The sequence below is a fragment of the Sulfurospirillum cavolei genome (assembly GCF_001548055.1).
Lineage (GTDB): Bacteria > Campylobacterota > Campylobacteria > Campylobacterales > Sulfurospirillaceae > Sulfurospirillum.
The window spans coordinates 829,323-840,587 of record NZ_AP014724.1 but is presented as its reverse complement, the minus strand read 5'-3'; the positions used below and the strand labels follow the sequence as shown (position 1 = coordinate 840,587).

The 11,265-nt window shown below is 45.1% G+C and carries 13 protein-coding genes; 5 read left to right on the top strand and 8 right to left on the bottom strand.

Features of this window, described 5'->3' with window-relative positions; translation table 11 throughout:
• Positions 1-73: 73 nt before the first annotated feature.
• The 5 genes from UCH003_RS04310 to UCH003_RS04290 all read right to left on the bottom strand — a co-directional run bounded on the left by UCH003_RS04310 (position 74) and on the right by UCH003_RS04290 (position 3,443).
• The gene (locus UCH003_RS04310) at positions 74-1,912 is read right to left on the bottom strand and encodes a primosomal protein N' (protein WP_060825558.1); all 1,839 of its coding nucleotides are present in this window, start codon (positions 1,910-1,912) and stop codon (positions 74-76) included.
• A 2-nt stretch (positions 1,913-1,914) separates the two neighbouring features.
• Positions 1,915-2,382, bottom strand: a complete 468-nt coding sequence (locus UCH003_RS13900) for a type II secretion system protein (RefSeq protein WP_060825557.1) — start codon at positions 2,380-2,382, stop codon at positions 1,915-1,917.
• Between the two features lie 76 nt (positions 2,383-2,458).
• Entirely contained in the window at positions 2,459-2,920 is a 462-nt protein-coding gene (locus UCH003_RS04300) for a type II secretion system protein (protein WP_060825556.1), read from the bottom strand.
• Between the two features lie 80 nt (positions 2,921-3,000).
• On the bottom strand, positions 3,001-3,219 hold the full coding sequence (locus tag UCH003_RS04295; RefSeq protein ID WP_039673093.1) for a hypothetical protein: 219 nt from the start codon (positions 3,217-3,219) through the stop codon (positions 3,001-3,003).
• On the bottom strand, positions 3,216-3,443 hold the full coding sequence (locus UCH003_RS04290; RefSeq protein WP_039673095.1) for a hypothetical protein: 228 nt from the start codon (positions 3,441-3,443) through the stop codon (positions 3,216-3,218). Before UCH003_RS04290 ends, UCH003_RS04295 begins: the two co-directional genes overlap by 4 nt.
• Before the next feature lie 61 nt (positions 3,444-3,504).
• Here UCH003_RS04290 and uvrB point away from each other — a divergent pair, with 61 nt between their 5' ends.
• The 4 genes from uvrB (at position 3,505) to UCH003_RS04270 (ending at position 8,793) form a co-directional block, all read left to right on the top strand.
• Complete coding sequence (gene uvrB / locus UCH003_RS04285; RefSeq protein WP_060825555.1) at positions 3,505-5,481, top strand: excinuclease ABC subunit UvrB; 1,977 nt, start codon at positions 3,505-3,507, stop codon at positions 5,479-5,481.
• Positions 5,482-5,559: 78 nt separating this feature from the next.
• The gene (locus tag UCH003_RS04280) at positions 5,560-6,090 is read left to right on the top strand and encodes a putative metalloprotease CJM1_0395 family protein (RefSeq protein ID WP_060825554.1); all 531 of its coding nucleotides are present in this window, start codon (positions 5,560-5,562) and stop codon (positions 6,088-6,090) included.
• Between the two features lie 64 nt (positions 6,091-6,154).
• Complete coding sequence (locus UCH003_RS04275) at positions 6,155-8,263, top strand: RNA degradosome polyphosphate kinase (RefSeq protein ID WP_060825553.1); 2,109 nt, start codon at positions 6,155-6,157, stop codon at positions 8,261-8,263.
• Between the two features lie 2 nt (positions 8,264-8,265).
• Entirely contained in the window at positions 8,266-8,793 is a 528-nt protein-coding gene (locus UCH003_RS04270) for a gamma carbonic anhydrase family protein (protein ID WP_060825552.1), read from the top strand.
• On the opposite strand, the gene UCH003_RS04265 is transcribed toward UCH003_RS04270, so the two are convergent.
• The 3 genes from UCH003_RS04265 to rpe are packed head-to-tail and all read right to left on the bottom strand — an operon-like array spanning position 8,771 to position 10,805.
• Positions 8,771-9,577: a 3'-5' exonuclease gene (locus UCH003_RS04265; RefSeq protein WP_082709147.1), complete on the bottom strand. Its 807-nt coding sequence runs from the start codon at positions 9,575-9,577 to the stop codon at positions 8,771-8,773. The genes UCH003_RS04270 and UCH003_RS04265 overlap by 23 nt on opposite strands.
• Entirely contained in the window at positions 9,574-10,161 is a 588-nt protein-coding gene (locus UCH003_RS04260; protein WP_060825551.1) for a phosphoribosylanthranilate isomerase, read from the bottom strand. Before UCH003_RS04260 ends, UCH003_RS04265 begins: the two co-directional genes overlap by 4 nt.
• Before the next feature lie 2 nt (positions 10,162-10,163).
• Positions 10,164-10,805, bottom strand: coding sequence for a ribulose-phosphate 3-epimerase (gene rpe / locus UCH003_RS04255; protein ID WP_060825550.1), 642 nt, complete (start codon positions 10,803-10,805; stop codon positions 10,164-10,166).
• 256 nt (positions 10,806-11,061) lie between these two features.
• On the opposite strand from rpe, the gene rpmB reads away from it, so the two are divergent.
• Complete coding sequence (gene rpmB, locus UCH003_RS04250; RefSeq protein ID WP_060825549.1) at positions 11,062-11,250, top strand: 50S ribosomal protein L28; 189 nt, start codon at positions 11,062-11,064, stop codon at positions 11,248-11,250.
• Positions 11,251-11,265 lie beyond the last annotated feature (15 nt).

The following is an 11,265-nucleotide window of genomic DNA, read 5'->3' as shown; positions in this document are numbered from 1 at the left end:
GCTATGTCTCAATACTCTTATTTTCATAGGTTATGACAGAAGTCTAATAGAAAAGATTATACACTTTTTGTTTTTAAGAAAAAGACAGAGGATCCATATCGGCTTCGACATGTAAGGATCGAAGCGCATGGGCAAATTCGAGCAATGCTTTGCTTGAGTCGCTTCTTGCCAAAAGTTCGTAACGGTATTTACCCGCGATTTTAGCGATATTCGCTTTACCGAATCCCACGACTTCGACGTTTGGAAAGTGTGCGGCAATACCTACGACGTGCTCGATAATCGCTTGGGCTTTTTCCTCTTTGGCATGCGAACTCATCAAGCGAAGCATCTTTTTAAACGGCGGATAAAGCCCCTTTCGACTCTGGGCTTCTTCGTGTAAAAATGCCTCAAAATCGTCTAAATAACGCTTGAAAAAAACGGCGTTTTTGGTTTGAATCAGTACCTCTCCGTAACCTTTACGTCCGCTTCTTCCCGCGATTTGTTTGACCAACGCCAGCGTTTTTTCTCTGGCGCGAAAATCGCTCATAGCCATTAAAGCGTCGATTCCTAAAATCACGGCAAGCCCGACGTCGTGGTAGTCGTGCCCTTTGGAGAGCATTTGCGTTCCGACCATAATGTCGATGCGATGTTCGTTAAAACGCGTTAAAATCTCGCTTAAATGCTTTTCGGTACGCACGACGTCGCGGTCGAACTGTTGAACGACAAAGCTTTCAAAGTGTGCTTGGAGTTTCTGGGCGACCTCCGCCGTTCCTAAGCGTTCGGCGATAATCTCGTCGTGACCGCAGGTCGGGCAAACGCTCGGAATCGTCTCGGCGTAATTGCAGTAATGACACTTCAACGCGTTTGCGGCATGGTGCAAGCTCATCGCAACGCTGCAAAACGGACATTCGATATGCGCGCCGCACTTCTTACATGTCACGTATTTGAAGTTGGCGCGCGTCGGTAAAAAGACGACGACTTGACGGTGTGCTTTCAGCGCGTTTTGAATCGCTTGCGTCATCACGTACGAAATGCCGTGTTCGCCCTCATCGTACAAAACCCTGCTTTGCGAAGGGAAAAACGTCCCTTTGAGTCGAAACGTCGGCAGTTTTTGAAAACTTCCAAGGCTTGGCGTCGCCGAACCCAAAAGCACGCGAATGCCTAATTTTTGGCCGAACAAAAGTGCCAAGTCTTTGGCGTTATAACGCGGACGTGAGCCTGATTTGTAGCTTTCGTCGTGTTCTTCGTCAACGACGATAACCCCTAAATGCGAAAACGGTAAAAAAAGTGCCGAACGCGTTCCCGCCACGACGGCGATTTTGCCCTCAGAAAGATCGCTTAAAATCTGCTCTTTTTTCTTCGCGCTGATTTTAGAGTGCCAAATGGCGACATGGGAACCGAAATGCTTCTTCAAGCGCTCTTTCATTTGCGGCGTTAAGCCGATTTCGGGAAGCAAAAAGATCGCTTGTTTGCCCTCGTCAATGCACTGTTCGAAAAGTTTCATATAGATTTCGGTTTTACCGCTTCCCGTATCTCCGAAAAGCAACGACGAAGGGTGTTCTTGAATAAAATCCAACGCTTTTTGTTGTTCCGAAGAAAGCGCAATCGACGTGCTCGTTTGAACGTTCTGGTCGCAAGAAGCATGCACGTCGTAAGGAATGAACAAGGCTAAAGCTTCCCCCAAAGAACAGACGTAATACTCCGCGATAAAACGGGCAAGCTCGATGATTTTAGGAGGATAAAAAAGCTCACATGTAGATCCGATGCACTCACATGTAAAGGAGGGTTTTTCAATGCTTTCCAGCACGACGCCGCGCATCGTTCGACGCGAAAGCGACACTTCTACCAGCGTACCTCGTGCAAGCGGCGCGTCGGAGCTATAGCTTAAAGGCGAAAGCGGAGATTTTAAAAGAGAGATTTGGTAGTAAAACACATTTATTGCGTTAATTGGGTACAGATATCGGTACCGTCCGTGCAGGTAAAAGCACCCGTAGCGTTATTGTACGCAAACGGATGAGCAACGCCCATGACTCTAAATGCGTATGCATTGACACCTGTTTTTACCCACTGTCCATCGCTACCTGCTGTCGAGATAATGGGATATTCCAAAATATTAGCCGCATTGCCCGCGGCGGTAAAAAAAAGATTGTCGCCGTCATTACTTTCCGCTGCGATAGCATCAAGATTTGAAGGAGAAAAACCGTTGGCTTGCGCGTTTCCTTGTAGCATATTTCGAGATCGTTGCATCGCAATGCCGCTACGAATCGCCGCGACTTGAGCCTTGCCTCTTGCGATCATCGCATCATCGCGCGTTACCGCAAGTCTTGGAATTGCAACAGCTGCCAAAATACCTAAAATGACGATAACGAAAACAAGTTCAATCATCGTAAAAGCATTTTTCATAATAATTATTTTCTTCTTAATAAATTTTAATCATTTCAATTTAAAGAGAGTAACATATAGTTACTCTCTTTCAAAATTACCTTGTAATACCTGTACCGCCAAAACTATACGTTTTAATAAGATTCGCAGCAGTCGTTTGAGCACCTTCACATGCACCAGTAGTTTGAGCACCAGTAGCTACTGTCATATTACCATCTGATGTAGTAGTAATTGTAAAACAACTATGAGTAGCATCAGCATTTAAATAAAGTGTAGTTCCAACAAAAGTTGTTGCATCTGTAGCAGCAGTCATAGCATTTGCCGCCGTTTGTAACTCAACATTTGTAACGTCAGTTGCTTTAGCGGCATTCCATGATGTATTACCCTTTGCAGTATAATATGACCCTGCATCTGATACCAAAGTTGAAAGATTTGCAGCAAGTTTTGAAGCTGTTGCATCATCTCTAGTTGCCGTCAATCTTGGAATAGCCACTGCCGCCAAGATACCTAAAATAACAATGACGAAGATCAATTCGATCATCGTGAAACCTTTTCTCATGAAAACTCCTTGTTATGGTGTTTGCCAATACACTTATTGACAATTGTTAGGATTATAATGAAAGGAACGTAAAGTCTAACTTAAAGCTCGTCTAACTTTCGTACCAATTGCGCGATTTCGTTTTCCAACATAAAAGCGTCGTAGCATTTGCCGACATACGCGAACAGTAACTCTTTAGGATCGATGGTGCTTCTATTTTTAAACCGTTCTTTAAAATCTTGTTCAAATTGAACGGCAAAATCGCCTTCCAACTTGATGTCGTAGTCTTTGCCGCCGAGGCTGATCGTAATCTTATTCATTTTTTCAGTACGGCTTCGATTTTGCTCAAAAGGTCGTCGGCATTGACGTCTTTACTAATCAAGTCGTTTTCCAGCTTGGCGATTTGTACGCTTTTGGCTTCGCTTTGAGCCTTTTCTTTGACGAGTTCTTGGCGTAAAAACTCGTTTTGCGCTTGAAGTTCTTGGTATTTTTCGACAAGTTCGCCGATCTTTTGCGTTAAAACGTTGATGGTTTGCTCTTGCATTTAAGGCTCCATGGTGGACTGTTTGCTATAATTGTAACAAAATTATTCCCAAAGTGTCTATATGAACCCTTTTCACATTCAAAGTCCCTACCGACCCTCCGGCGATCAACCCGAGGCAATCGCTAAACTGAGCGCGTCTATTCAAAAAGGCAATCGTTACCAAACGCTCATCGGCGTGACCGGAAGCGGCAAAACGTACACGATGGCACAGATTATTCAAACGCTTCAAATGCCCACGTTGATTATGACGCACAACAAAACCCTTGCCGCCCAGCTTTACAGTGAATTTAAGGGGTTTTTCCCTCAAAACCACGTGGAGTATTTCATCAGTTATTACGATTATTATCAGCCCGAAGCCTATATTCCGCGAAGCGATCTTTTCATCGAGAAAGACAGTTCGATCAACGAAGAGCTTGAGAGGTTGCGTCTCAGTGCCACCGCTTCGTTGCTTTCGTATCGCGACGTCATTTGCGTCGCCTCGGTCTCCGCCAACTACGGATTGGGCAATCCGCACGAATACAAAAAAATGGTGCAAATCATCGAAAAAGGGGTTTCGATCAACCAAAAAACCCTGCTCTTACGCTTGGTCGATATGGGCTATAAACGCAACGACGTCTATTTCGATCGGGGCTGTTTCAGGGTCAACGGCGACATCGTCGATATTTATCCCGCCTACAACGAAGAAGAGGCGATACGGGTTGAATTTTTCGGCGACGAGGTCGAGAGCATCTACTATTTTGACGTTTTGCTCAATCAAAAAAGACAATCCCTCGCCAAAGTCGTTATCTACGCCGCCAATCAATTTATCGTCGGACACGAACGCCTTCAACTTGCGATTAAACAGATCGAAACAGAGCTCGAAGAGCGTTTGGCGTTTTTGAAACAAGAGGGCAAACTGGTCGAATACCAACGCCTCAAACAACGTGTCGAATTTGATCTTGAAATGCTCCAAAGTACGGGCATGTGCAAAGGCATCGAAAACTATGCGCGCTATCTTACCGGCATCGAAGCGGGCGGCACGCCCTACTCGCTTTTCGATTACTTCGAAGCCATGAACGAAGAGTACCTCGTCATCGTTGACGAATCCCATGTCAGTCTGCCGCAATTTCGCGGTATGTTTGCAGGAGATCGCAGTCGCAAAGAAGTTTTGGTAGAGTACGGTTTTAGGCTTCCGAGTGCTTTGGACAACCGTCCGTTGATGTTCGACGAATTTATTCGCAAAGCACCGCGCTATTTGTTCGTGAGTGCCACGCCCAAAGAGTTGGAGTTAGAACTCAGCGGCGAAAATACCGCTGAACAGATTATCCGTCCGACGGGACTTTTAGATCCCGAAGTAGAGATTTTAAGCAGCAAACATCAAGTCGAAACGCTCTACGACGAGATCAAAAAAGTGACATGTAAAGACGAAAAAGTGCTCGTGACCGTTCTGACCAAAAAGATGGCGGAAGAGCTCACGCGCTACTACGCCGATCTTGGCATCAAAATCAAATACATGCACTCGGAAATCGACGCAATCGAACGCAATCAAATCATTCGCGCACTGCGTAACGGCGAATTCGACGTCTTAGTGGGCATCAACCTTTTGCGGGAGGGGCTGGATCTACCCGAAGTCTCTTTGGTCGCGATTTTGGACGCCGATAAAGAGGGTTTTTTACGCTCCGAAACGAGCTTGATCCAAACGATGGGACGTGCCGCACGTAATGTCAACGGTCGGGTTTTGATGTTTGCGGAAAAGATTACCGATTCGATGCAAAAAGCGATTGAAACGACGATGCGAAGACGTGCCCTTCAAGAAGCCTTCAACCAAAAACACGGCATTACCCCGCATAGTACGACGCGCAAAATGGATGAAAATCTTAAACTCGAAGAGCAAGCCGAGCTCTACAACGTTTATTCGAAAACGGAAAAGATTCCGCCGTCACAAAAGAAAAAAATTATCGCCGAATTGACCAAAGCGATGATGGAAGCGGCCAAGATTTTAGAGTTTGAAAAAGCCGCTAAATTGCGCGACCAAATCGAAAAACTGAAAAAGGCGTAACACTTCAGGATCACTTGTATTAATTTCGCATACATTCCGACCAAAATGCGTTATAATAGATCACTTTAGGAGTGTTCAATGCTCATCGGTAGTTTTTTGAATGCATCGTCTACCCGTATCAACACCGCATCTTCGTCCGGAACATCGACATCTTCTTCTCCAACAAACTCAAAAGTATCTGTAAATTTAACGGCGTCCGAACAAGCCTTAGTGCTCCAACTTCAATCGACCGATACAAAAGTAAGAGCACATGAAAATGCCCATATTGCCGCAGGCGGAGGCGTCATTACAAGCGGTGCGAATTTTACGTATCAAGAAGGTCCTGACAATGCACTTTATGCCGTAGCAGGCGAAGTCGGCATCGATGCTTCCGAAGGCGCCACACCGGAAGAAACTATCGTGAAAATGCAAACGATACGCGCTGCCGCTCTTGCACCGAGCGATCCTAGCTCTACCGATTACCAAGTGGCTTCTACCGCTTCTATCTTAGAAATGCAAGCCCGACTTGAAATTTCACGAACCAAACAAGCCGAACTTCTCGCTAAACCGCAAGAGAGTTATCTCTCCGTTTCTAACGAAGAGAGTCCCGCTTTTTCAAACAATGCTTAAAACCCGTTACCTTTTTATAACCTTTTTTCGATAAAATATCCCCACTTTTTAGAAAGGATAAGACGTGCCTGATTTAAACGACTCTAGCTTATATCTCAATCGCGAGCTTTCATGGCTCAAATTTAACACCAGAGTCCTCTCCCAATCGATGAAAAAAGAGTTGCCTCTGTTTGAACGACTCAAATTTTTGGCGATTTACGCTACCAACCTCGATGAATTTTACATGATTCGCGTGGCGGGACTTAAACAGCTTTTTAGTGCCGGAGTCATCGAAACGGGAGCCGATCAAAAAACGCCCCTCGATCAGTTACGCGAAATCCGAGCCTACCTCGCAAGCGAAAAGGAGGTGATTCAAAGCAGTTACGAAGAGATCGTCGCCGACTTGGAAAAAGAGAATCTCTACATCAAGAACTACCATGAATTAGGTCCTGTGTTAGCACGTTTGGCGAACGACTATTTCTTTTCCAATATCCTGCCCGTCATCGTTCCTATCGCCGTCAATGCGACCCATCCGTTTCCGCACCTCAACAACCTAAGCTTTTCGTTGGCGGTCAAACTTCAAGACGGAGAGAGTGAAGAAGAAGGGAACTACAAATACGGCATGATACGCATTCCCCGTGTTCTGCCTCGTTTTTTCCAAGCGGGCGAAAACACTTACGTTCCGATCGAATCGATCGTTAAAAAGCATGTCGAAGAGATTTTCCCCGGCTATAAACTGGTCGCTTCCGCAGCATTTCGCGTAACGCGCAACGCCGATATGGTCATCGAGGAAGAGGAAGCCGACGACTTTATGATGATTATGGAGCAAGGACTAAAACTCAGACGTAAAGGAGCGTTCGTACGCCTCAATATCGAAGAAGGTGCCGATCCGGATATTTTAGAGTTTTTAAATTCGCACATGCAAATCTTTTTCAAAGACATTTATACCTATAAAATTCCGCTCAATTTAGGGGCGCTATGGCAAATCGTCGGCAACAAAGACTTTTCGCATCTCGCGTTACCGCCGTACAATCCCAAAGTTTTACCGCCTTTTGACAGCAACGAATCGGTTTTCAAAGTTATCGATAAAGGCGACGTGTTACTGTTTCACCCGTACGAAAGTTTCGATCCAGTCTTAAAGCTGATCAAAGAGGCGTCTAAAGACCCTAAAGTGATCTCTATTCGCATGACGCTCTATCGCGTGGAGAAGAACTCTCAAATCGTTCAAGCCTTGATCGATGCGGCAAACGAGGGAAAACAAGTCACCGCCGTCGTGGAACTCAAAGCACGTTTCGACGAAGAGAACAACTTGCATTGGGCTAAAGCGTTAGAGCAAGCCGGCGCACATGTGGTTTACGGCATTACGGGTTTTAAAGTCCATGCGAAAATCGCGCAAGTCATTCGCCAAGAAGAAGACGGAAAGCTCAAGTTTTACATGCATTTGAGTACCGGAAACTACAACGGAGCTACCGCTAAAGTCTATACCGACACCAGTTTTTTTACATGTAAAGAAGATTTTGCGAAAGACGGTACGACGTTTTTTCATATTCTCTCGGGTTTTTCCAAATACAAAAAGCTTCAAACGCTTTCGATGTCTCCGACGCAAATCAAACCTAAAGTCGTCAGCTTGATCCACAATGAAGCTAAATTCGGCACGGAAGGCCGTATCATTGCTAAAATGAACTCCTTGGTCGATCCGGACGTGATTCAAGCCTTGTATGAAGCATCGATGGCGGGCGTTCAGATCGATATTATTGCCCGAGGTATTTGTTGTTTGCGTCCCGGCATTGCAGGTGTGAGCGAAACGATTCGCGTCAAATCGATCGTCGGTAAATATTTGGAGCATGCGCGCATTTTTTATTTTAAAAATGCCGAGCCGACCACGACGTTTATTTCAAGTGCGGATTGGATGCCTCGAAACTTAGAGCGACGCTTGGAGCTGATGACGCCGATTTTCGATAAAGCTTTGCAACAAAAACTCTTCGAAATTTTACAATTGCAGCTCAACGACAATGCTTTAAGCTGGAATCTAGGAAGCAACGGAGAATACACGCAAGCCGTCAGCGGCGATGAAAAATCGATCAATAACCATACGATTTTAGAAGATTATATGAACAAAATCTACAAAGCGCAAAAGAAAGACAGTACGCACAGAGCCGAGAAGTTGGTCAAACGTCTTTTTAAAGAGAGCTAAGCGTGCTCATCGCATTTCAAGGAGTGACGCCTCGCATTCACGAAAGCGTCTTTCTTGCTCCGAGCGCGGACGTCATCGGCGACGTTTGCATCGGGGAAAATAGCTCCGTATGGTTTGGCTGCGTCATTCGAGGCGACGTGAATCGCATTCGCATCGGGCGCAATACGAACATTCAAGATTTAAGTATGATTCACGTGACGCATTACACGCGAGAGGACAGAGGAGACGGATTTGAAACTCTCATCGGCGATAACGTCACGATCGGCCATCGCGTTATGCTACACGGCTGTTTGATCGAAAACAACTGTTTAATCGGAATGAGTGCGACGATTCTCGACGGTGCGATCATCGGCGAATCGTCGATCGTCGGAGCCGGATCGCTCGTCACGAAAAACAAAGTCTTTCCTCCGCGTTCGCTCATTATGGGAAATCCCGCAAAATTCGTGCGTGAATTAAACGAGCACGAGATTGACTCGTTACTTCGATCGGCAGAAAATTACGTTCGTTTTAAAGCGTTGTACTCGATTTAAACGACGCGTCTTTCTCTTTTTTGCGTTTTTTCGGATGTTGCGGTTTTGTAAAAGCGATGAGTTCTTCGACGGTTTGAACCGATTCAGGTAGTTTTTCCAATGCTTTAAAAAACACTTCCGCCGTCGCTTTAGCATCGCAAAGTGCGCGATGGTGATGCTCAAAACCGATCCCCAAATACTCCGTCAAAGCACCCAATCCGTATTTCGGCGCTTCGATACATTTGCGGGAAAGCTCTATCGTATCAAGCTTTCGGTTGAGTAAAGGTCCAAATCCGGCTTGTTCGAGCGCATATGAAATAAAATAGTAGTCAAAATTTACGTTATGCGCAACAAAAACCGCATCTTTTAAAAAAAGTCGAAACGACTCAAGCACTTGGCGCAACGGCGGGGCTTTTTGAAGCTCTTCGAGCGTAATGCCCGTTAATTGTTCGATGCTTTCAGGCAATACGTCTGCTTTAGCAAGGGAAGAAAATTCGGCAACGACCACGCCGTTTTCGATCATCACCGCCCCGATTTCGATAATTTGATGCAGACTCGGCTTGCTCCCGTTCGCCTCGATGTCCACGACGCAAAATTTTCCCGCGGCGATGCTTGTGTCGACGGTTTCTAAACTAAACGCATAGTTGGAGTATTTGATCAAAGGAAGTCCTAAAAGCTTTAACATGTTCACGTCTTCGACGTCGATATGCTCCAACTCTTTGAAGGTACGCATTTTGGAAAAAAATTCTTTATGAAAGACCGGCTTTTGCACCATTTTCGTAATGTACGTATCCAAAGGCCTCACGCTTTTGCCTTCTGAAGAAATGCTCGGATTTTGGCATGATCTTTGATGCCTTTGCTTTTTTCGACGCCGCTGCTGACATCCGCGCCGTAAAAGCCTAAGGCTTTCACATGTTCGATATTTTCAGGGCTTAAACCGCCGGCTAAAATAATATTTTTTCTATCGGCATTCTCAAACCACGAAAGATCGATCCGCTTGCCCGCTCCGCCGTAATCGTCCACATAGGCGTCTACCAAGCGAATCGAACCTTCATAGCGCATCACGTCGGAGGGATTTTTTGCACGAACGACGCGTACATACGGTACATGTAAGGCACTTAAAAACGCATCATCTACATCAAAATGGATCTGTGCCGTATCCATCCGCGCCTGCTGACATGTCAGATTGATCTCTTCAGGCGTAACGTCGACGAAGAGGCCGATTTTTTGTACATGTAAAGGCAGCATTTGCGCAATCGCTTGAGCCTCTTCGGGGCAAATATAACGCGGAGATTTCGAATAAAAAACAAAGCCAAGCGCATCGGCTTGCGCATCGATTGCACATCGTGCGTCTTCAAGGTTGGTAATACCGCAAATTTTAACCCACATTCTTAGACTTTTAAAGAATCGATCGCGTTTTTATAATGATCGGAGCCAAAAACGTAATTGCCCGCAACGACGATGTCGACACCCGCATCGGCTAAAGCCTTGACGTTCGTATCGTTAACGCCGCCGTCCACTTCTATCAACGTTTTGGCATTTCGTTTTAAAATCATCTCTTTTAAGATCAAAGCTTTCTCCAAAACGCTCGGAATAAATTTTTGACCCCCAAATCCGGGATTGACGCTCATTAAAAGCACCATATCCAAATCTTCGAGCAAATACTCGATCAAAGAAGGCGGCGTGTGCGGATTGAGCACGATTGCCGGAGAAATTCCCAAATCCCGAATTTTTTGAATCAAACGATGCGGATGTTTCTCTTCTTCGATATGAAACGAAAGGTATCGAGGTTTTAAAGGAGCAAACAAATCGACAAAAAACGGATTGTTTTCCACCATCAAATGAATATCCAAAGGCTTAGTCGCCACCTTAGCTACGGCATTAACAACGACGGGACCTATCGTTAAGTTAGGCACGAAATGCCCGTCCATCACATCGACATGCACCAAATCGCATCCTGCCGTACAAATTGCCGTTATCTCATCGTTTAACTTTCCAAAATCAGCAGAAAGGATACTCGGAGCCACTAACATTCTCAAAACCTTTATGAAAAAAATAAAAACACCGAAGGTACGCGGGTATACTCTATTAATATTAAGATTACCCGATCTTCACGTCGCTTTCAACGTTTCACTTTCAAAAGCGTGCCGTCCGTTCGTCAAAACTTTTAAAGTAAAATTGTACCTAAATTTATAAAAATTTTGCTATAATCTTCGGCTCACTAAATTAAGTAGTTCTTTTGCTTTTTTAGTGTAAAATTCACGACAAAAAATTTCTAAGGATATCGATATGGCAAGAAAATGCGCTATTACGGGTAAAGGCCCTATGGTTGGTAACAACGTAAGCCATGCGAACAACAAAACTAAAAGAAGATTCCTTCCAAACTTAAGAACCGTCCGTGTGACGCTTGAAGACGGAACGACTAAGAAAATTAGAATTGCTGCTTCGACACTTCGTACCATGAAGAAAAACGGCTAAAATTTCTCCGTTTAC